Genomic DNA, 20,983 nt, shown 5'->3' with positions numbered 1-20,983 from the left:
CGGTGCCCGGCGCGCTGGATATTGGCCTGCCGCAGTTCCTCCAAGACGCCGTGCACATGTGCCGCTCTGCCGGCGCTAGCACAGCCGGGTTACTCAGGGTTGTGCGCCTGGCGCTGTCGCGCTGGAGTCCTTCTCCTTCGCCAGGTTGTAGTGCTGGAACGCCTGGGCCACGGTGGTGCGCAGCTGAGCGTCGTCCCAGGGCTTGGTGAGGAACTTGTAGATTGCCCCCTGATTGATCGCGTCGGTGACCGACTTCAGGTCGGTATAGCCCGATAGCACGATGCGGATAGTGTCGGGGTAGAGGTCCTTGACCCGGCTGAGGAACTCGGTGCCATTCATTTCCGGCATGCGTTGATCCGAGAGGATCACCTGTACGTCGTGTTTAGCGAGCAGGGCGAAGGCTTCTTGGGCACTGTTGGCAGAGAGAACCCGGTAACCGTCGCGGCGCAAAACGCGGGTCAGGGCGCGCAGGATGTTCTCCTCGTCGTCGAGCAGCAGCAGGGTCTGGGCGTTGCGCTCGCCGTCGGAGTCGCGTATCCGCTGTTGCTGGCGTTCTCGTTGGGCGCGAAGAAACTCTTCCAGCAGCGACAGCGGCATGGGCTTGGCGAAGTAGAAGCCCTGGAACTCGTCGCAGTGATTCTTCTTCAGGAAGGCGTATTGGGGTTCGGTTTCCACGCCTTCGGCGATCACCTTGATATTGAGGTGGTGGGCCATGGAGATAATGCCTAAAGAGATCGCGGCATCGGTGCTATCGCTGATTACCTCCTGGACGAAAGAGCGGTCGATCTTGATCTTGTCGATCGGCAGACGCTTCAGGTAGTTCAGGCTGGAGAAGCCGGTGCCGAAATCGTCGATGGCGATATGCACGCCGAGGTCTTTCAGAGCATGCAGAACGAAGATCGCCCGCTCGGCGTTGTTCAGCAACACGGTTTCGGTGAGCTCCAGTTCCAGCAGCTCCGCCGGCAGTCGGGTTTCTTCCAGCACTTTGCACACGGTTTCGACGAAGTTGACCCTCTGAAACTGTACCGGCGACACGTTGACGGCCATGGTGTTGCCGGTCCAGCCCTGGTCGAACAGCGAGCGTGCCTGCTGGCAGGCAGTGAGCAGGACCCACTCGCTGAGGGGGATGATCTGCCCGGTATTCTCGGCCACGGGGACGAATTGGGCTGGCGAGATGAAACCGCGGTCGGCGTGTTGCCAGCGCAGCAAAGCCTCGTAGCCGACGACCTGGCCACTGCGCCCGTCGATTTGGGGTTGATAGTAGAGCTGGAAGGCTTCGGCCTCGATCGCTTTCTGCAGCTCGTTACGCAGAGTGACCTTTTCGCTGACCCTCTCGTCGAGGTCCTGGGTGTACCACTGGTAGTTGTTGCGCCCCTGCTGCTTGGCTTTGTACATGGCCAGGTCGGCCTGCTGGATCAGCACTGTCGGCTGATCGACGGAGCCATCGGTGAGGACAATACCGATACTGGCAGTGATGTGCATCTCGATGCCGGCCACCCTGTAGGGCTGGGCAATGCTGGCGATGATACGGTCCGCCACCAATAGCACATCTTCTTCGCGGGCCAGATCCGGCAGGATGATGACGAATTCGTCGCCGCCCAGGCGCGCCACGGTGTCGCCGGGGCGCACCTGTTGATTCATGCGGCGGGCGACCTCGACCAGAAGTTGATCGCCGACGCTGTGGCCCATGCTGTTGTTGATCGGTTTGAAGCCGTCCAGGTCGATGAACAGCACCGCCAGGCTGCGTCGGTAGCGCCGGCTGATCTGGCAGCCCTGGTTTAGGCGGTCCTCCAGCAGGGAGCGGTTGGGGAGACCGGTAAGCACGTCGTGGCTGGCATTGTAGGCCAGCTGGCTCTCGAAGCGTTTCTGCTCGGAGATGTCGTTCATGATGCCGATGTAATGGCTGATGCAGCCCTGTTCGTCCGGTACCGGGGCGATGTAGAGGGCGTTCCAGAAGGGGGTGCCGTCCTTGCGGAAGTTGCGCAGCAGGATGTGGGTTTCGTGCTTCTCCTTCAGCCCGCGGCGTATTTCCTCGGCAGCGGCCTCGTCGCGCTCCTTGCCCTGAAGGAAGCGGCAGTTGCGGCCCATGACTTCATCGGCGCTGTAGCCGGTGATGCGCTCGAACGCCGGGTTGACGTAGATGATTGGCAAATCGCGGGCATGGGCATCGCAGATCAGCACGCCGTTATAGCTGGTTTCGAGGCTGCGCCGTAGCAGGCGCAGCTGTTTGTCCGACTCGATGCGACCGCGGATATCCCTTAGCAGGAGCAGACGCATGTCCTGGCCATCCCATGCGGTCTGGGAGCACTGAACCTCTACATGCAGTGTTTCGCCGCTGGTCAGCGGCATCGCACATTCGTGCAGCCGGCCAGGCTCCACGGCCAAGCCCAGGGGGCGTTGCTGCAGTTCGGCGAGAGGAGCGCCGAGCAGGTCTTCCGCGGCAGGGTTCGCGTAGCGCACGGTATCTTGGGCATCGACTACCAGGATGGCGTCGCGGCTATCGGTCAGCAGCTGATGGAAGGCCTGGCTCTTGCGCTGTGCTTCCCGGCGAGACTGAAGCAGTTCGGTCACGTCCTTGGTTACGGCGATATAGGCCGGCAGGCCGTTGAAGTCGAATTCGGAAACCGTTACTTCCACCAATATTTCATCGCCGCCCTTCAGGCGATGGCGCCAGACGCTGGGGCCGAAGAACGAGCGCTGGACTTCCGCAGGGTTGAAGGACTCGAGCATGCGCTGTTGCTCCTCTGGGCAGCGGATGTCGAGCAGACTCATGCTCAGAAGCTCGTCCCGCGCGTAGCCGTAGATGTCGAGCATCTTCTGATTGACTGCCAGAAAGGCCAGGCTTTCCCGGTGGAAAACGTACATGGGCTGAGGGTTGGCATCGAACAGCAGGCGATAGCGCGTCTCGCTGTTGGCCACGGCGCGTGAAGCCTGGGTCCGGCTTATGGCGTAGCGAATGCTGCGTACCAGGTTGCGATTGTCTAACTGTCCCTTGATCAGGTAGTCGGCGGCCCCGGCGTCGATGGCGCTGGCTTCCAGCGCTTCATCCTCTTGATCGGTGAGCAGGATGAAGGGTGCGTGCACGCCCTGGGCCTGGGCCCAGGCAATGAGGTCCAGCCCGCTGCCCGCTACGAAGCGGTAGTCGATCAGGTACAGGTCGTGCGCGTACTCGAGGATGCTCTGCTGTGCCTGCTCGAGATTGCCCACCCATTCCAGGCGGTGGTGCAATATCCCGTTCACGCCGAGCAGGTCGCGGGTGAGCCGGTAGCTGGCTTCATCCTCATCGATCAGCAGCAGAAGCAAAGGGCGCGCACTATTCATGGGCTAGGACACTCGCGTGCATTGTGGGCGGTCCGCCGTGGTGGGCCGGGTCAATCGTCGATGTCTTCGATGAGAATGGAGCCGTCGGCGTCGCGCAGTACGCGGGTCAGGCCGGGGTTCTCCGTCTCCAGCCGCAGCAGCTCCTGCTGCTGGCGATCCAGGGCGCTCTGCTGCTCGCGCACTTGCTCCAGCAAGCGTTGGTTCTCGCTGCGTAACAGGTGAAGGTCGATGGCGCTGCGCAGGGCGGCTTCCACCTCGTAGTCTTCCCAGGGTTTGGAAATGAAGCGGTAGACCTCCGCCTCGTTGATGGCCTGCATCATCGACTGGCGATCGCCATGGCCGGTCAGCATCAGGCGCAGAGCGTCGGGCTGGCGCTGCCTGGCGAATTTCAGGTAGGTGATGCCGTCCAGGTGGGGCATGCGGTAGTCGGAAAGAATTACCGCGTATTTATGCACGGTAAGAGCGTCCAGCGCCTGGTAGGCATCGTTGAAGGCGTGTATCTGCCAGCCTTGGGGGTGGAGCAGGCGCTGCAGCGATTTGAGAACCTGGGGCTCGTCGTCCACCAATTGGATCTTGATCATCGGGCCGTCTCCTCAGGGGGCGCGTCCGTTGGGTCCGGCGATCGCACGAAGAGGGTGTAGTGCGCGCCTTCGCTTTCCTCGAAGGTGATCAGTTTGTCGATCAGTGCCCGGGTTAATAGCTTGCCCTCATTGAGCAACAGCGTGCCGTTGTCGGCCTTCAGATTGCGCGCCAGCTGCATGCCCGGCACCAGCCGGCGGGTATCGAGCACCAGGATGCTCGGATCGGTCAGTGCCAGGTCGGGAGCAAGGGTGGTGCAGAGCTCGATGAAGCGTTCGCACAGCTGAGGGTCGTAGAGCTTGCCACTGTATTTCTGTACCAGTAGCAACGCCTCGTCGCGGCTCAGCTTGCGCTCCAGCACCAGTCCGCATTGCAACTCGATGAAGTCGATCGCCAGTTTCAGCAGGCGGGCGCCCATGGGGATGGCCTCGCCTTTGAGCCGATCGGGGAAACCGCCGCCGTCCCAGCGTTCCTGGTGGTGTCGGATCAGGTGGGCCGCATCCTGCAGTGGCTCGAGGCTCATCAGCAGGCTTTCGCCGAGCACCGGGTACTGCCGATAGCGCTCACGCTCGTTCTTGTAGAGCAGATCGGCAGGGCTGTTGAGCAGGTTGTCGCTCCAGGTCAGTTTGCCGACGTTGTACAGTGCCGCGGCCATCGCCAGGTCGTGGCTGGCCCCTTCGCCCAGGTCATGTTGTTCGGCGAAGGCGCGAACCAGCGCTATGACCGCGCCGTTGCTTTGCTTGTCGCGTGGAACGCGCAGGTTGACCAGGCTGGAGAACACCTCGGTCGCCGTCACGTAGCTGCGCCTGAGCTCTTCGTAGGCCATGTCGAGCATGTCGGCGGTTTGCTGCAGCTCGGCGGTGCGGCTGCGCACCCGTTGCTCCAGTGTGGCGTTGAGTTCCTGCAGGTGCTGGTTCTGCTCGTGGGTGAGGCGCTCCAGACGCTGGCGCTCGCGCTCGGAGTACTGGAAGGACAGCGCTTGGCGAATGATCATGCGCAACTCGTCGTCGTCCCAGGGTTTGCTGATGTAGCGGAATATCTGGCCCTGGTTGATCGCCCTGATCGTGGTGCCGATGTCGGCATGCCCGGTGAGGAGGATGCGCAGGCACTCCGGCCAGCGCTGCTGGACTTCGCTGAGCAGGCTGGCGCCATCCATGCCGGGCATGCGGGCGTCGGAAATCACCAGGTCGACCTGGTGTTGTTCGAGCAACTGCAGGGCTTGTTCGCCGCCGCTGGCCATGAGGATCTCATAGGGCTCTTGCCGCAGCAGGCGGCGCAGGCTCTTGAGGATATTTTCCTCGTCATCGACCAGGAGGAGGGTGGCGCTTGGCGGCCGGAGGGGGGCGTTCATAGAGTGGGGGCGTCTGCAGTGTCTGGATCGGGTTGGTGAACGGGCAGCCAGATGCGAAAGCGCGTGCCTTGCCCCGGTTCGCTGCTGACCTCGATGCGGCCGTGGTGCTTCTGGACGATGCTGTAGGACAGGGCTAATCCCAGCCCCGTGCCTTTGCCGACCGGCTTGGTGGTGAAGAAGGGTTCGTAGATGCGGTTGAGCAGGTGGGGTTCGATACCTTTGCCGGTATCCTCGACCTCCAGCCAGACCCAGTCGCCTTCGTGCTGGCTGCGCAGGGTGATGCGACCGAACTCCTCCATGGCATGGGCCGCATTGACCAGCAGGTTCATCAGCACCTGATTGATCTGCGAGGGGATGCACTCGACCTCCGGCAGCTGGCCGTATTCCTTGATGACCTCGGCCTTGTACTTCAGCTCGTTGTTGACCACGTTGAGGGTGGTGTCCAGGCCCTGGTGCAGGTCGGCGCTGCGGAATGCCTCTTCCTCCATGTGGGAGAAGTCCTTGAGGGCGGTGATGATTTTCTTGACCCGGTCGATGCCGTCTTCGGACTCACCTATCAAAGCCTCCACATCATTGCGGATGTAGTCATACTCCAGGCTGCGCTTGAGACGGTGCAGATCGTCGAGGCTGGCGGCACCGTCCACTGCGTCGACGATGTGCAGCAGGTCCTGGACGTAGCCGGCAAGGGTCTTGAGGTTGGAAAACACATAACCGATCGGGTTGTTGATCTCATGGGCTACGCCGGCCGCGAGCTGGCCGATGGCCGCGAGCTTCTCCGACTGCAGGAGCTGGCTGTTGGCTTGCTCCAGTTTCCTGATCAGTTGTTCCCGTTCTACTTGTTTGCCACTCAAGGCGTCGAGCACGGCATCCAGCTGTTCATCGCTACGCGCCAACTCAGTGGTGTCGTAAAGCAGCAGGCCGAAACACTGCTGTTGCGCCTCCGGGTCATGAAAGGAGAACAACAGGGTGTTTTGCAGCATCAGAGCGCCCGGCTTTCTCATAGGCTTGTAGGGCAGCTGGATCAGGTAGGGGTTGTCGCGCCACTGGGTGTAGACGTGCCGACCCAGGTCACGAGCCTGCGTCACCATGCGCTGCAGGTGCGGGGTGTCGGCCTCGGGGAATACCCGGGTGAACGGTAGGTTGCGGGCCTGCGCCAAGGCCTTGCCGCTGCATTGGCTGACGAAGTTGTTCCAGTATTGAATGCGTAGGCTGGAGTCGAGGATGATCACCCCGATTTCTATTTGCTCGACCAGTATGTGGGCCAGGTGGCACTGCCTGCCGTCCATTGCGGGCTCCTCTGTTGCTACAGCAAGTAAGGGGTGCGATAAGCCTGGCGTCAAGATCACCCGCAGTTGCCAGGCAAGTGGCGCTTGGATCAAGGCTATGTCGATAAACTGCTAGCATAGGTTCCACACCCCGCTCGACGATCAGGTTAGACCATGGATCTAGAGGCTGCGGATGACTCGCTCATCCACTACAGGTTCCTTTTCGCCGATGGCCGCAGTTGGAGCCATCGGGTCGAGCTGCAACCCGATGCACGCGAGCAGGGCAAGTCGTGGCCCGACTGGACACGCTTGAATGTGCATCAGTGCCGGCATTGCCCGTTGCGCCCGGAGCAGTCGCCCCATTGTCCCTTCGCGCAGGCGCTGGTGGCTCCGGTGGAGCTGCTGGCGCAGTCGCCATCCTATGAGCAGGTGGAGGTCGAGGTGCACTGGCGTGGGCGGGAAACCCGGCGACACACCACTCTGCAGCGTGCGCTGGGGTCCCTGCTGGGCGCCTTGGGCGCCACCTCGGGGTGTCCGCACACACGCCTGTTGCAGGCCATGGCCTGGTTCCACCTGCCGTTCAGTGGTACGGAGGAAACCCTCTACCGGGTGTTCGGCACCTACCTGCTGGGCCAATACCTGCGCCAGCAGCGGGGGCTGACCGCGGACTGGTCGATGAGCGGGTTGCGCGAGGTATACCGCAACTTGCGCCTGGTCAATCTGGGCATGACCGAGCGTCTGCGTGCCGCCGTTGTCGAGGACTCGGGGCCCAACGGGATGGTCCTGCTCGACCTGCTGGCCGCCGATACCCTGTACTCGCTGGACCAGTACGAGGGTGAGTTGGACCGCTTCTTCGAGGCCTATTTCGACTGAGTGCGCCCGGCGCGACTGGCTTGCCTGGCGGCGGGCGCTCAGCGCTCGTTCTGGGCGAAGGCGGTCAGGGTGAAGGTCGGGATGCCGATATCCTGGAGCTTCTGCGAGCCGCCCAACTCCGGCAGGTCGATGATCGCCGCGGCCTCATGGATATGGGCGCCCATTCGGCGCACCAGCTGCGCGGCCGCCAGCAGGGTGCCGCCCGTGGCGATCAGGTCATCGAAGATCAGGATGTTGTCGCCCTCGCACAGGCTGTCGGCATGCACCTCGAGGAAGGCTTCCCCGTACTCGGTCTGATAGGCCTCGCTGAGCACTTCGTCAGGCAGCTTGCCTTGCTTGCGGAAGAGGATCAGCGGCTTGTTTAGCTCGTAGGCGATGATCGAGCCGATGAGGAAGCCGCGGGCATCCATGGCACCGATATGGCTGAATTCGGCCTCGACATAGCGCTGGATGAAGCTGTCGGCGACCATGCGCAGGGCGCGCGGTGACTGGAACAGCGGGGTGATATCGCGAAAGATCACCCCTGGCTTGGGGAAGTCGGCAATCGGGCGGATCAGGGTCTTGATGCTGAACTCGTCGAAGATCATCGCAGGACTCCTCGGGTTTACGAAGGGGCCGCTCCGGCTGCTGGTCAGCCGGGGCTCAGCCGTCGAGCTTGCCGCCGGCCAGGGCGCAGAGTTCGATGGGGTCGAGGATATGCACTTCCTTGCCCTCGGCCTCGATCAGCTTGTTCTGCTGGAAGCGGGTGAAGACCCGGGATACGGTTTCGACGGCCAGCCCCAGGTAGTTACCGATCTCGTTGCGCGACATGGCCAGGCGGAACTGCTGGGCGGAGAAGCCGCGGGCACGAAAGCGTGCCGAGAGGTTGACCAGGAAGGTGGCGATGCGCTCGTCGGCCGTCTTCTTCGACAGCAGCAGCATCATCTGCTGGTCCTCGCGAATCTCCCGGCTCATCACCCGCATCAACTGGCGGCGCAACTGCGGCAGCTGTACGGCCAGTTCGTCGAGGCGCTCGAAGGGAATCTCGCACACGGAAGTGGTTTCCAGGGCCTGGGCCGAGACCGGGTAGGTTTCGGTGTCCATGCCGGACAATCCGACCAGTTCGCTGGGCAGGTAGAAGCCTGTGACCTGCTCCTCGCCGGCGTCGCTCAGGCCGAAGGTCTTCAGGGCGCCGGAGCGCACGGCGAACACCGAGCCGAAGCCGTCGCCCTGGCGGAACAGGAACTCGCCCTTCTTCAGCGGGCGGCCGCGCTTGACGATCTCATCCAGGGCGTCCATGTCCTCAAGATTCAATGACAGGGGCAGGCACAGCGGCGCCAGGCTGCAGTCCTTGCAGTTGGTCTGATGAGGTGCCCGAAGGTTGGCGCATTGCGACATCGAGATTGTCCCTGACTAAACACACACTAGCTGCAAGGTTACAGCAGGCGAGGGTGGTCAGCCAGCCAGTTCCGGCAAAGTTTGACCCCTTGCTCAAGTCTTTCGGGCGCTGGCCGATCTATCGGCATGGCCCACCGTCAGCAAGGAGCACGACCATGCGCCTGGAACCCCGACCCTTGACCAGTCATATCGTCCGGTCGCAGCAACGACAATATGCCGCAGCACAAGGCGAGCCGAGCGAGCCGCAGGCGTGGCGCGATAGCGTGCGCGTCAGCCTCTCGGAGCTGGGGCGCGCGCGCTCGGCCCAAGCCCAGCGGAACAGCGATATCGAGGAGAGCAACCTGCCGGATGGCATCAAGCAGCTGCTCAAGCTGATCCGCGAATTGAAGGCGCAAATAGCCGCCAAGCAGGCCGAGCTGGCTGCGCTGATGGCCGATTCCGGGCTGGATGCAGAAGTCCGGCTCAGGCAGGCGCAGACCTTCCAGTCGGAGTTGACCTCACTCAATGCGGCCCTGGTCAGTGCCAATGCCAACCTGCTCGAGGCGATGAGCGAGCTGGGGCTAGATGACGCACAGTTGCAGGCGGCGACACTGCTGGCGATGAAGTAGCGCGCCGCACTGCCTAGATGACCCGGGAATAGCGCTGCCGATGTTGCTGGGGCATCAGGTAGCGATCAAACAGCATGCACAGTGCACGGATCAGCAGGCGCCCTGGCGGCTGCACGCGGATCGCCTCTGTGCTCAGGGCGATCAGGCCGTCGTCGTGCATCTGTTGCAGCTGTGCCCAGGCATCGGCGAAGTAGCCGCGAAAATCGATGGCGAAGGCGCGCTCTATAGTCGCGAACTGCAGTTCGAAGTGGCAGATCAGTTGCTGGATGACCGCACGGCGCAGGCGATCGTCGGCGTCGCAGTGCAGGCCGCGCAGGGTCGCCAGCTGGCCGTTGGCCAGGCTGCCCTGGTAGTTGCCCAGGTCGCTGCTGTTCTGGCTATAGAGATCGCCGATCTGGCTGATGGCCGAGACGCCGAGGCCGATCAGGTCGCAGTGGCCGTGGGTGGTGTAGCCCTGGAAGTTGCGCTGCAGGCTGCCGTCCTCCTGGGCCACGGCCAGTTCGTCGTCGGGCAGGGCGAAGTGATCCATGCCGATGTAACGGTAGCCGGCCGCGCTCAGCTGTTCGATGCTGCGGTGCAGCATGGCCAGCTTGTGGCTCGGCGAGGGCAGGTCCTCGGTTCTGATCCGGCGTTGCGGCATAAAGCGTTCGGGCAGATGCGCATAGTTGAACAGCGACAGGCGGTCGGGCTGCAAGGCGATCACCTCGTCTACGGTGCGGGCGAAACGCTCGGGCGTCTGTAGTGGCAGGCCATAGATCAGGTCGATGTTCACCGAGCGGAATTGCAGGGTGCGCGCGGCCTCGACTATGGCGCGGGTCTCTTCCAGGGTCTGCAGGCGGTTGATCGCCCGCTGTACGGCCGGGTCGAGGTCCTGCACGCCGAGGCTGACGCGGTTGAAGCCCAGCTCGCGGAGCAGGCCCATGGTCGACCAGTCGGCTTCGCGCGGGTCGATCTCGATGCTGTAGTCCCCGGAATCGTCGTCCAGCAGGCTGAAGTGCTCGCGTAACTGGGCCATCAGCTGGCGCAGTTCGTCGTGGCTGAGGAAGGTCGGGGTGCCGCCGCCCAGATGCAGCTGCTCGACCCGCTGGCGGCCGTCCAGGTGGCGGCCGATGATGGCCATCTCGTGGGCCAGTTCCTGCAAGTAGGGCTGCGAGCGGCCGCGGTCCTTGGTGATCACCTTGTTGCAGGCGCAGTAATAGCAGATGTGCGCACAGAACGGCACATGCACATAGAGCGAGAGCGGGCGCAGTTCCTTGCGGCTGTCGCGCAGGGCATGCAGCAGATCGAAGGGGCCGATGTCGCCATGGAACTGCACGGCGGTGGGGTAGGAGGTGTAGCGCGGGCCGGCCTGATCGTAGCGGTGGATCAGGTCGGCGTCCCACTGGATGGCATCGAGCATGGGCGAGGTTCCCGGAATAGCGAGCGATGCCGGGAGTCTAGGGGCGCGGGCCGGAGGGCATCTTGACCTGCATCAAGCGCGCCGGGTGTCGGCTCAGTGGCCCATCAACCAGTGCTGGTGAGGGCCGGGCAGGGTCCAGAGGCCGAACAGGATCACCAGCAGGCCACCGGCGGTGCGCACCCCGCGCCGGCGCAGCAGCGCCGTGAGGCGCTCGGCGGCCAGGCCGCTGGCCAGCAGCACCGGCAGGGTGCCCAGGCCGAAGGCGAGCATCAGCGCGGCGCTGTCCAGGGCGTCGCCCTGGCTGGCCGCCCACAGCAGGGTGCTGTAGACCAGACCGCAGGGCAGCCAGCCCCACAGCGCGCCCAGCACCAGGGCCTTGGGCAGGTCGGTCACCGGCATAAGGCGCCGGGTCAGCGGTTGGATATGCCGCCACAGGCCACCGCCGAGCGCTTCGATGCGGGTCAGGCCGCTCCACCAGCCGGCCAGGTACAGGCCCATGGCGATCAGCAGCAGCGCGGCCAGCACGCGTAAGCCCAGGGCCGCCGGGCTGCTGGCCAGGGCCCAACCGGCCAGGCCGAGGAGCAGGCCGGCGAGCGCGTAGCTGAGGATGCGCCCGAGGTTGTAGCCGAGCAGCAGGCGCAGGCGCCGGGCCCGGTGCTCGGCGGGAATGGCCAGGGTCAGCGCCCCCATCAGGCCGCCACACATGCCCAGACAGTGGCCGCCGCCAAGCAGGCCGAGGATCAGCGCGGAGAGCAGCTGCGGCGCCAGTTCAGTCACGCTTGGGGGCCTGCCCGGCGGACTGGTCCGCTTCGTCGATCGCGGCCTTGTGCTTGGGGTCCTCATCGTCGAACAGGATGCTGTGGGCAGGACCCTCGAGGTCGTCGTACTGGCCGCTGTCGACCGCCCAGAAGAACAGCCAGATGGCGAAGGCCACCAGCACCAGGGCGACGGGGATGAGGATATAGAGCGCGGACATCGGATCTCCAGCCTAGGGTGATGGGGTGCGCGTCAGGCGCAGGGCGTTGAGCACCACCAGCAGCGAGCTGAGCGACATGCCCAGCGCGGCCCAGATCGGGGTGATCCAGCCCAGGGCGGCGAAGGGCAGCACCAGGCCATTGTACAGGCTGGCCCAGGCCAGGTTCTCGACGATGATCCGCCGGGTACGCCGGGCCAGGTCGAAGGCCTGCACCAGGCTGGACAGGCGGTTGGACAGCAGCACCGCGTCGGCACTGGTCTTGGCCAGGTCGGTGGCGCTGCCCATGGCCACGCTGATGTCGGCGGCGGCCAGCACCGGCACGTCGTTGACCCCGTCGCCGAGCATCAGCACGCGGTGGCCGCGCGCGTGCAGACGCTGCAGTTCCGCCAGCTTGGCGTCCGGCGTCAGGCCGCCGCGGGCCTGCTCTATGCCCAATTGGCGCGCCACCTCGGCGACCATCGGCGAGCTGTCGCCGGACAGCAGCAGCACCTGCCAGCCCTGGGCGCGGCAGGCGGCGAGCAGCTCGGGGGCGTCGTCGCGCAGGCGGTCGTCGAGGACGAACCAGGCCAGCGGGCCCTGCTCGTCGCCGAGCAGCAGCCACTGGCCCTGGTCGCCGGGAATCGCCGGCGCCGGCTGCCCGCCCAGCTCGGCGACGAAGGCCGGCTGGCCGATGCGCAACAGGCGGCCCTGCACCCGGCCCTGCAGGCCGCGCCCCGGCATGCTCTCGACGTGCTCGGCGGCCTGGGCAGCTTGGCCGAAGGCACGGGCGATGGGGTGCTCGGAACGGTTCTCCAGGGCGGCGGCCAGGGCCAGGCAGGCATCGGCATCCAGCTCGCCGAGGGGATGGATGGCGCCGAGGGTCAGGCGGCCCTCGGTGAGGGTGCCGGTCTTGTCGAAGATCACCGTGTCGATCTGCCGCAAGCCCTCGAGCACATGGCCGCGGGTCAACAGCAGGCCGAGCTTGTGCAGGCTGCCGGTGGCGGCGGTCAGGGCGGTGGGGGTGGCCAGGGCGAGGGCGCAGGGGCAGGTGGCGACCAGCAGGGCCAGCACCACCCAGAAGGCCCGCGCCGGGTCGATCTGCCACCAGGCCAGGCCGACCGCGGCGGCGCTGACCAGGACGATCAGCAGGAACCACTGCGCTACCCGGTCGGCCACCTCGGCCAGGCGCGGCTTGGCGCTCTGCGCCCGTTCCAGCAGGCGGACGATGGCCGACAGCCGGGTGGCGTCGCCGAGGGCCTCGACCTCGACGGTCAGCGGGCCCTCGACGTTGAGGGTGCCGGCGGTGACCTCGTCGCCTTCGTCGCGGGGCCGCGGCAGGTATTCACCGGTCAGCAGCGATTCGTCGACGCTGGAGTGGCCGCTGAGGATGCGTCCGTCGGCTGGCAGTAGCGCGCCGGGCGGCACCAGCACCCGCTCGCCGACTTGCAGCTCGCTGAGCAGGATGCGCTGGCTGTGGCCCTGCTCGTCCAGGCGCAGGCAGGAGGCCGGCAGCAGGTTGACCAGCTGCGCGGTGGCCGCCGCCGTGCGTTCGCGGGCGCGGCGCTCCAGGTAGCGGCCGGCCAGGAGGAACAGGGCGAACATGCCCACCGCATCGAAATACAGCTCGCCCTGGCCGGTGACCGTTGACCAGATGCCGGCGGCATAGGCGCCGCCGATGGCCAGGGACACCGAGACGTCCATGCTCAGGTGGCGGGTGCGCAGGTCGCGCAGGGCGCCGCGGAAGAACTGGCCGCAGCAGTAGAAGACGATGGGCGTGGTGAGGAACAGGCTGGTCCAGCGCAGGATCTGGTCCAGCTCGGCGGACAGGTCGATGTTGAATTCCGGCCAGGTGGCCATGGTCGCCATCATCACCTGGATCCACAGCAGGCCGGCGACGCCCAGCTCGCGCATGGCGCGGCGGTTTTCCCGGGTCAGCTGGGCGCTGGCGCTGTCGGCCTGCCAGGGATGGCCGGCATAGCCGATGCGGCGCAGCTCGGCGAGCAGTTGGCTGAGCGGCAGCTGACTGTCGGCCCAGCGCACCTGCAGGCGCTGGTTGGACAGGTTGAGCTGGGCCTCGGCGACGCCGGGCAGGGCACGCAGGTGCTTCTCGATCAGCCAGCCGCAGGCGGCGCAGCTGATGCCCTCGATCAGCAGGCAGGTCTCGCTCAGCTCGCCCTGGTGCTCGACGAAGCTCGCCTGCACCTCGGCGCGGTCGTACAGCGCCAGTTCGTCGGGCAGCGCCTGGGGCAGGGCCTGGGGGTTGGCGGCGGTGTCGCTGCGGTGCTTGTAGTAGTGCTCCAGGCCGCCGGCGACTATGGCCTCGGCCACGGCCTGGCAGCCGGGGCAGCACAGCTCGCGCGGCTCGCCGAGAATCAGGGCCTGGAAGCGGCTGCCGGCCGGCACCGGCAGGCCGCAATGGAAACAGGGAAGGGGCTGAGCCATCGGGGGCGATCTTCGACCTGTGGCTAGCGCGCGGCGCCGAGCTGGATGGTCTTGCCGCTTTCCAGGGTCTCTTCCTCGAACAGGCGCCAGTCCTGGCCGCCTTCCTGGCCGATCAGCTCGACGAAGCGCCGGCCCTGCACGGCATCCTGCATCTGCCCACGGTACAGGCCCTGGCCCTGGGGCTGCAGGATGATGCGGCGGTCGCGCTCGGGCTGGGTCGGCGAGATCAGGTTGAGCACCAGCTGCGCCGGGCCGCTGTGGCCCTGCAGGCGCAGTTCGGCGATGCCGGTTTCCTCGTCCAGGTCCAGGCGGGCGCTCAGTTGCAGGCGCTCGGCGAGCTTCTCGCGCTCCAGCGACTGGTTGATACCCTTGCCGACGTCGTAGTAGTCGTCGGAGATCAGTCCCGGCGGGTTCTTGCTGGCGATGGTCAGCAGGGTCACGCCCTGGACGACCGAATAGCCCAGCAGGCCGAGGATGAACCAGGGCCAGAACTGCTTGTACCAGGGTTTGACCGGTGTTTGCTCGGACATGCGTTGTTATCTCAATCAGCGGACGCTGGGGCCGATGAAGCGGCTGTCGGCGTCGTGGGTGATGCGCGCATCGTCGATGGACTGGATGCGGAAGCGGATTTCGTTGGTGCTGGAGGGCAGCTTTTCGGGCTCGATGGACAGCTCTACCGGCAGCGACAGCACCTCGCCGGCCAGCGCCTTGACCTCGCGCTTGCCTTCGTAGACCAGGCCGTCGAGACCCTCGGCCTCGATCAGGTAGATCAGGTCGTGCTGGGCCTTGTTCATGATCTTCAGGGTGTAGACGTTCTCGATGCGGCCCTGTTCGTTCTCGCGGTAGAGCACGCGGTCCTTGATCACGTCCAGCTCGACCAGGGGGCGGCTGGCGATGGCCCAGGCGAACAGGCCGATCATCGCCAGCAGCGCCAGGGCATAGCCGATCAGGCGCGGCCGGGCCAGGTGGGTCTGCTGGCCGGACAGGTTGTGTTCGGTGGTGTAGCTGATCAGCCCCTTGGGGTAGCTCATCTTGTCCATGATGCTGTCGCAGGCGTCGATGCAGGCGGCGCAGCCGATGCACTCGATCTGCAGGCCGTCGCGGATGTCGATGCCGGTGGGGCAGACCTGCACGCACATCTTGCAGTCGATGCAGTCGCCGAGGCCCTGGGCCTTGTAGTCGGCGTCCTTCTTGCGCGGCCCGCGGTGTTCGCCGCGGCGCGGATCGTAGGAGACGATCAGGGTGTCCTGGTCGAACATCACGCTCTGGAAGCGCGCGTAGGGGCACATGTAGATGCACACCTGCTCGCGCAGCCAGCCGGCGTTGCCGTAGGTGGCGAGGGTGAAGAAGCCGACCCAGAACACCGCCCAGCCGCTGGCCTGCAGGGTCAGCAGCTCGGGAATCAGCTCGCGGATCGGTGTGAAGTAGCCGACGAAAGTCAGTGCGGTGGCCAGGGACACCCCGACCCAGATGCCGTGCTTGGCCAGCTTGCGCAGGAGCTTGCGGCCGTCCATCGGCGCCTTGTCCAGTTTCATGCGCTGGTTGCGGTCGCCCTCGGTGACCTTCTCCGCCCACATGAACACCCAGGTGAACACGCTCTGCGGGCAGGTGTAGCCGCACCAGACGCGGCCGGCGAACACGGTGATGAAGAACAGGCCGAAGGCGGCGATGATCAGCAGGGCCGAGAGCAGGACGAAGTCCTGGGGCCAGTAGGTGGCGCCGAAGATATGGAACTTGCGCGCGGGCAGGTCCCACCACACGGCCTGGCGCCCGTCCCAGTTGAGCCAGACGGTGCCGAAATAGAGGACGAACAGCAGGGCGCCACCGAGCATGCGCAGATTGCGGAACAGGCCGGTGAAGGCGCGGGTGTAGATTTTCTCGCGGTTGGCGTAGAGGTCGACGGACTCGACCTTGGCCGGGGTGACGTCTTTGACCGGAATCTGCGAACTCATCGGGGACTACCACAGCGGTTGACTGGCTGCCCCGGGACGACGAGCACCGCCCCGGGGCATTTCACTAATACGCTATGGTACCCCCGAGCGCACCCGATTTGGGTGCGACCGGGGGTCGCGATGCAGCAGGAGCGAGCCTTACTGCTCGGCACCTTGCTGCGACAGGCTGTACACATAGGCGGCCAGCAGGTGCACCTTGTCGTTGCCGAGGAAGTCCTGCTGGGCCGGCATGCGGCCGTTGCGGCCGTAACGCAGGGTCTGCTGCACCTGGGCGAAACTGGAGCCGTACAGCCAGACCTTGTCGGTCAGGTTCGGCGCGCCCATGGCGTGCTGACCCTTGCCTTCGGCACCGTGGCAGACGGCGCAGCTGCTGGCGAAGATTTCCTTGCCGGCGAGCGGGTCGGCGTCGATCCCCTCGGGGGTCTTCAGGCCGGACAGGCTGCGCACGTAGGCGGCGACGTTCTTGATGCCTTCCTCACCCAGGCTGTCCTTCCAGGCCGGCATGGCCGCCTGACGACCGGCCATGATGGTGGTCTTGATGGTTTCCGCGTCGCCGCCGTACAGCCAGTCGTTGTCGGTCAGATTGGGGAAGCCATAGGCGCCCTTGGCGTCGGAACCATGGCACACCGAGCAGTTGGAGGCGAACAGGCGGCCACCCATCTTCAGGGCCTGCTCGTCCTGGGCGACCTGCTCGATCGGCATGGCGGCATACTTGGCGAAGATCGGCCCGTACTGCTCCTCGGCCCTGGCCATTTCCTTTTCCCACTGGTGCACGCCGGTCCAGCCGCCGTTGCGCTCGCCGTCGGCAATTTGCACGTTGGCGGCGAAGGGGGTCTTGGCTTCGTTGTCCAGGTAGTCGTAGCCCGGCAGCAGGCCCTTCCAGTTGCCCAGGCCCGGGTAGAGGGCCAGGTAGCCGAGGGCGAAGACGATGGTGGCGACGAACAGCATGAACCACCACTTGGGCAGCGGGTTGTCGAACTCCTCGATGCCGTCGAACTCATGGCCGACGGTCTCTTCGGTGCTCCCCTGGCGCTGGCCCTTGCGGGTGCCGAAGATCAGCCAGGTCAGGGCGAAGATGGTGCCCAGTGAAAGAATTGTTACGTACCAACTCCAGAACGTGGTCATTGGTTATTGCTCCTGGAAGATTGCTCGTCACGTTCGTCGGGTTTCGGTTCGTCGGCGAAGGGCAGGTTGGCGGCCTCATCGAAGCTCGACTTGCGCTTGCTGCTGTAGGCCCAGAGCACCACGGCGATGAAGGCGATGAACACCACCGCCGTGCCTAGGCCGCGAATGGTCCCGATGTCCGTGAGAAAAGAAGGCATCGTGGGTTACCGTTTGTTGGTGATGGCGGTGCCGAGGACCTGCAGGTACGCAACCAGCGCGTCCATCTCGGTCTTGCCTTTCACCGCATCCTTGGCCCCGGCGATGTCTTCATCGCTGTAGGGCACGCCGAAGCCACGCATGACTTCCATCTTCTTGGCGGTGTATTTGCCGTCGAGCTTGTTTTCCACCAACCAGGGGTAGGAGGGCATCTTCGACTCCGGCACCACGTTGCGCGGGTTGTACAGGTGGGCACGGTGCCATTCGTCCGAGTAGCGCCCGCCGACCCGGGCCAGGTCCGGACCGGTACGCTTGGAGCCCCACAGGAAGGGGTGATCCCAGACGCTTTCGCCGGCCACCGAGTAGTGGCCGTAGCGCTCGGTCTCGGCGCGGAACGGGCGGATCATCTGCGAGTGGCAGCCGACGCAGCCGTTGGAGATGTACACGTCGCGGCCTTCCAGCTGCAGCGCGGTGTAGGGCTTGAGGCCGGCCACCGGCTCGTTGGTGACGTCCTGAAAGAACAGCGGGACGATCTGGGTCAGGCCGCCGATGCTGACGGCGATGACCATCAGCAGGGCCATCAGACCGATATTCTTCTCGATGATTTCGTGTTTCATCAGTGAGCTACTCCGGCGGGAATCTGCGCAGCCGCCTCGTATTCAGCCGGCTTGGCGGCACGCACGGTGCGGTAGGTGTTGTAAGCCATCAGGAGCATGCCGGTGACGAAGAAGGCGCCGCCGATCATGCGCACCACGAAGCCGGGGTGGCTGGCTTCCAGGGCCTCGACGAAGGAGTAGGTGAGGGTGCCGTCTTCGTTGACCGCCCGCCACATCAGGCCCTGGGTGATGCCGTTGACCCACATCGAGGCGATGTACAGCACGGTGCCGATGGTGGCCAGCCAGAAGTGGGCGTTGATCAGCGCGATGCTGTGCATCTGCTCGCGGCCGAAGACATTGGGGATCAGGTGATAGAGCGAGCCGATGGAGATCATCGCCACCCAGCCGAGGGCGCCGGCGTGGACGTGGCCGATGGTCCAGTCGGTGTAGTGGGACAGGGCGTTGACGGTCTTGATCGCCATCATCGGGCCTTCGAAGGTGGACATGCCGTAGAAGGCCAGGGACACCACCAGGAAGCGCAGGATCGGGTCGGTGCGCAGCTTATGCCAGGCGCCGGACAGGCTCATCATGCCGTTGATCATGCCGCCCCAGCTCGGCGCCAGGAGGATGATCGACATGGCCATGCCGAGGGACTGGGCCCAGTCCGGCAGGGCGGTGTAGTGCAGGTGGTGCGGGCCGGCCCAGATGTACAGGGTGATCAGTGCCCAGAAGTGCACGATGGACAGGCGGTAGGAGTAGATCGGCCGCTCGGCCTGCTTGGGCACGAAGTAGTACATCATCCCCAGGAAGCCGGTGGTCAGGAAGAAGCCCACGGCGTTGTGACCGTACCACCACTGGATCATCGCATCGGTCGCGCCCGCGTACATGGAGTACGACTTGAACAGGCTGACCGGCATTTGCATGCTGTTGACGATGTGCAGCATGGCGGTGACCAGGATGAAGGCACCGAAGAACCAGTTGCCCACATAGATGTGCTTGGTCTTGCGCTTGAGGATGGTGCCGAAGAACACTAGCAGGTAGCTGATCCAGACGATGCCCAGGAGGATGTCGATCGGCCATTCCAGCTCGGCGTATTCCTTGGTGCTGGTGTAGCCCATGGGCAGGGTGATGATCGCCAGCACGATCACCGCTTGCCAACCCCAGAAGGTGAAGGCGGCCAGACCGTCGGAGATCAGGCGCGCTTGGCTGGTGCGCTGAACCACGTAGTAGGACGTGGCGAACAGGGCGCAACCGCCGAAGGCGAAGATCACCGCGTTGGTGTGCAGGGGACGCAGACGGCCGAAGCTCGTCCATTCCATGCCCAGGTTGAGTTCCGGCCACACGAGTTGTGCGGCAATGAACACGCCTAGACCCATGCCGATGACCCCCCAGATCACCGTCATTACGGCGAACTGGCGGACCACCTTGTAGTTATAAGCAGTCTGACTGATTGCTGTGCTCATGCTGGGTTCCACGGTTAATGGAGTTTTTAGGGGACAAAAATCGGCGGCAAGTATGGAGAAAGCAGGTAGCCATTGCAACGACGCGAGCCGTTACAAACCGGGCTTGACAGGCTTTTCCGGCCGCTACGGAGGGGGCTTCGGCTGGGCCTGGTTTTGGCCGTTTGCGCGAGCCGGGGGCGGCGCAGAAGCGGGGACGCCTAAGCCGCATGCCCGCTGGCGACCGGGCAAGGTTAGTTCAAGGCGGGCGCCCGAGGCGGTCAGTCGTCGCTGCGGTGCGACACAGCGTCGCATTGGCCCTGGCGGGCCGTTAGGAGGGGGAAGGGCCGGCGGCGCGACGGCCGCCGGCGGACGGGGTCAGCGTTGGCTCAGGCTTTGCTCGGTATCCTCGTTGCGGCTCAGGCTCAGGACATAGGCGGCCAGCAGGTGCACCTTGTCGTTGCCCAGGTAGTGCTCCTGGGCGGGCATCTGGCCGTTGCGGCCGTAGCGGATGGTCTGCTGCAGCTGCGCCAGGCTGGAGCCGTAGATCCAGCCGGCGGGCTGGGTCAGGTCCGGGGCGCCGAGCATGGCCATGCCGGTGCCGCTCGCGCCGTGGCAGGCCGTGCAGTTGTTGGCGAACAGCTCGGCGCCTTTCTGCAGATCGATGGCGCTGCCTTCCGCCAGCGGCAATCCGGCCAGCCCCTGGCGCACATAGGCGGCGACCTGCTGCACGCCCTCGTTGCCGAGCACCTCGCCCCAGGCCGGCATCATGCCGTTGCGGCCACCCAGGATGCTGGCCTTGATGGTTTCGGCGTCGCCGCCCCAGCGCCAGTGCCGGTCGGTCAGGTTGGGAAAGCCCACCGCGCCCTTGGCGTCGGAGCCATGGCAGATCGAGCAGTAGGTGGCGAACAGACGGCCACCCATTTTCAGGGCTTGCGGGTCTTTGGCCACCTCCTCCAGGGGCATGGCCGCATATTGGGCGAAGATCGGTCCATAGGCCCGCTCGGCCTTGTCCACCTCCCGCTGCCACTGGGCGACCTGGGTCCAGCCGTCCTGATAGCCGGGGAGCAGGCCTTTCCAGTTACCCAGGCCGGGATAGAGAGCCAGGTAGGCGAGGGCGAAGACCAGGGTGGCGAGGAACAGCATGAACCACCACTTGGGCAAGGGGTTGTCGTACTCCTCGATGCCATCGAAGGAATGGCCCAGGGTCTGCTCGGTGGTGCCTTTGCGTTCGCCCTTGCGGGTGGCGAAGATCAGCCAGAACAGGGCGACCAGGCTGCCGAGGGTCAGCAGGGTGATATACCAGCTCCAGAAGGTGCTCATGGGGTGTCGTTCCTCGATGCGGCAGTCGTGAGTTCGTCGGCGAAGGGCAGTTGTGCGGCTTCGGCGAAGGCGGCGTGGCGCTTGCCGCTGTAGGCCCAGAGCAGCACGGCAGTGAAGGCGATGAACACCACTGCGGTGCCCAGGCCGCGCAGGGTGCCGATGTCGATGATGTCGAAGGCCATG

The 20,983-nt window shown here is 65.0% G+C and carries 20 protein-coding genes; 2 read left to right on the top strand and 18 right to left on the bottom strand.

The window, feature by feature from the left end; genetic code table 11:
* Positions 1-93 precede the first annotated feature (93 nt).
* The 4 genes from ACSX1C_RS06465 to ACSX1C_RS06450 are packed head-to-tail and all read right to left on the bottom strand — an operon-like array spanning position 94 to position 6,537.
* Positions 94-3,321, bottom strand: coding sequence for an EAL domain-containing protein (locus tag ACSX1C_RS06465; protein ID WP_439888738.1), 3,228 nt, complete (start codon positions 3,319-3,321; stop codon positions 94-96).
* Between the two features lie 50 nt (positions 3,322-3,371).
* Complete coding sequence (locus ACSX1C_RS06460; protein ID WP_439888737.1) at positions 3,372-3,902, bottom strand: response regulator; 531 nt, start codon at positions 3,900-3,902, stop codon at positions 3,372-3,374.
* Positions 3,899-5,251, bottom strand: coding sequence for an HD domain-containing phosphohydrolase (locus ACSX1C_RS06455; RefSeq protein ID WP_439888736.1), 1,353 nt, complete (start codon positions 5,249-5,251; stop codon positions 3,899-3,901). Before ACSX1C_RS06455 ends, ACSX1C_RS06460 begins: the two co-directional genes overlap by 4 nt.
* A complete protein-coding gene (locus ACSX1C_RS06450; RefSeq protein ID WP_439888735.1) occupies positions 5,248-6,537 on the bottom strand; it encodes an ATP-binding protein in 1,290 nt (429 codons plus the stop codon). The genes ACSX1C_RS06455 and ACSX1C_RS06450 overlap by 4 nt, the downstream gene beginning before the upstream one ends.
* A 153-nt stretch (positions 6,538-6,690) precedes the next feature.
* On the opposite strand from ACSX1C_RS06450, the gene ACSX1C_RS06445 reads away from it, so the two are divergent.
* Positions 6,691-7,389: a DUF6901 family protein gene (locus ACSX1C_RS06445; protein ID WP_439888734.1), complete on the top strand. Its 699-nt coding sequence runs from the start codon at positions 6,691-6,693 to the stop codon at positions 7,387-7,389.
* Between the two features lie 38 nt (positions 7,390-7,427).
* Here the strand turns inward: ACSX1C_RS06445 and ACSX1C_RS06440 are convergent, their stop codons facing one another.
* Positions 7,428-7,976 carry an adenine phosphoribosyltransferase gene (locus ACSX1C_RS06440; protein WP_439888733.1) on the bottom strand — a complete coding sequence of 183 codons (549 nt, stop codon included), beginning with the start codon at positions 7,974-7,976 and terminating at the stop codon, positions 7,428-7,430.
* A 55-nt stretch (positions 7,977-8,031) separates the two neighbouring features.
* Complete coding sequence (fnr, locus tag ACSX1C_RS06435) at positions 8,032-8,766, bottom strand: fumarate/nitrate reduction transcriptional regulator Fnr (RefSeq protein WP_439888732.1); 735 nt, start codon at positions 8,764-8,766, stop codon at positions 8,032-8,034.
* 155 nt (positions 8,767-8,921) lie between these two features.
* On the opposite strand from fnr, the gene ACSX1C_RS06430 reads away from it, so the two are divergent.
* On the top strand, positions 8,922-9,374 hold the full coding sequence (locus ACSX1C_RS06430) for a hypothetical protein (protein WP_439888731.1): 453 nt from the start codon (positions 8,922-8,924) through the stop codon (positions 9,372-9,374).
* Positions 9,375-9,387: 13 nt separating this feature from the next.
* On the opposite strand, the gene hemN is transcribed toward ACSX1C_RS06430, so the two are convergent.
* The 12 genes from hemN to ACSX1C_RS06370 all read right to left on the bottom strand — a co-directional run bounded on the left by hemN (position 9,388) and on the right by ACSX1C_RS06370 (position 20,982).
* Positions 9,388-10,773, bottom strand: coding sequence for an oxygen-independent coproporphyrinogen III oxidase (gene hemN, locus ACSX1C_RS06425; protein ID WP_439888730.1), 1,386 nt, complete (start codon positions 10,771-10,773; stop codon positions 9,388-9,390).
* A 93-nt stretch (positions 10,774-10,866) separates the two neighbouring features.
* On the bottom strand, positions 10,867-11,550 hold the full coding sequence (locus ACSX1C_RS06420) for a sulfite exporter TauE/SafE family protein (RefSeq protein WP_439888729.1): 684 nt from the start codon (positions 11,548-11,550) through the stop codon (positions 10,867-10,869).
* A complete protein-coding gene (ccoS, locus tag ACSX1C_RS06415) occupies positions 11,543-11,749 on the bottom strand; it encodes a cbb3-type cytochrome oxidase assembly protein CcoS (protein ID WP_439888728.1) in 207 nt (68 codons plus the stop codon). The genes ACSX1C_RS06420 and ccoS overlap by 8 nt, the downstream gene beginning before the upstream one ends.
* A gap of 12 nt (positions 11,750-11,761) precedes the next feature.
* Positions 11,762-14,170 carry a heavy metal translocating P-type ATPase gene (locus tag ACSX1C_RS06410; protein ID WP_439888727.1) on the bottom strand — a complete coding sequence of 803 codons (2,409 nt, stop codon included), beginning with the start codon at positions 14,168-14,170 and terminating at the stop codon, positions 11,762-11,764.
* A 23-nt stretch (positions 14,171-14,193) separates the two neighbouring features.
* Positions 14,194-14,700 (bottom strand): FixH family protein, encoded by a 507-nt coding sequence (locus ACSX1C_RS06405; RefSeq protein ID WP_439888726.1) that lies wholly within the window; start codon positions 14,698-14,700, stop codon positions 14,194-14,196.
* Positions 14,701-14,715: 15 nt separating this feature from the next.
* Entirely contained in the window at positions 14,716-16,122 is a 1,407-nt protein-coding gene (gene ccoG, locus ACSX1C_RS06400) for a cytochrome c oxidase accessory protein CcoG (protein ID WP_439888725.1), read from the bottom strand.
* 138 nt (positions 16,123-16,260) lie between these two features.
* Entirely contained in the window at positions 16,261-17,247 is a 987-nt protein-coding gene (gene ccoP / locus ACSX1C_RS06395) for a cytochrome-c oxidase, cbb3-type subunit III (RefSeq protein ID WP_439888724.1), read from the bottom strand.
* The gene (locus ACSX1C_RS06390; RefSeq protein WP_318646139.1) at positions 17,244-17,444 is read right to left on the bottom strand and encodes a cbb3-type cytochrome oxidase subunit 3; all 201 of its coding nucleotides are present in this window, start codon (positions 17,442-17,444) and stop codon (positions 17,244-17,246) included. Before ACSX1C_RS06390 ends, ccoP (ACSX1C_RS06395) begins: the two co-directional genes overlap by 4 nt.
* Positions 17,445-17,450: 6 nt before the next feature.
* Positions 17,451-18,059, bottom strand: a complete 609-nt coding sequence (ccoO, locus tag ACSX1C_RS06385) for a cytochrome-c oxidase, cbb3-type subunit II (protein WP_439888723.1) — start codon at positions 18,057-18,059, stop codon at positions 17,451-17,453.
* A complete protein-coding gene (ccoN, locus tag ACSX1C_RS06380; protein ID WP_439888722.1) occupies positions 18,059-19,501 on the bottom strand; it encodes a cytochrome-c oxidase, cbb3-type subunit I in 1,443 nt (480 codons plus the stop codon). The genes ccoO and ccoN overlap by 1 nt, the downstream gene beginning before the upstream one ends.
* 354 nt (positions 19,502-19,855) lie before the next feature.
* Positions 19,856-20,800: a cytochrome-c oxidase, cbb3-type subunit III gene (gene ccoP, locus ACSX1C_RS06375; RefSeq protein ID WP_439888721.1), complete on the bottom strand. Its 945-nt coding sequence runs from the start codon at positions 20,798-20,800 to the stop codon at positions 19,856-19,858.
* Complete coding sequence (locus ACSX1C_RS06370) at positions 20,797-20,982, bottom strand: cbb3-type cytochrome oxidase subunit 3 (RefSeq protein ID WP_439888720.1); 186 nt, start codon at positions 20,980-20,982, stop codon at positions 20,797-20,799. Before ACSX1C_RS06370 ends, ccoP (ACSX1C_RS06375) begins: the two co-directional genes overlap by 4 nt.
* Between the last annotated feature and the right edge of the window lies 1 nt (position 20,983).

The organism is Pseudomonas sp. MBLB4123 (assembly GCF_051904775.1).
In the GTDB taxonomy this organism is placed as follows: Bacteria; Pseudomonadota; Gammaproteobacteria; order Pseudomonadales; family Pseudomonadaceae; genus Aquipseudomonas; species Aquipseudomonas benzenivorans_B.
This window is presented reverse-complemented; position numbering and strand designations above follow the sequence as displayed.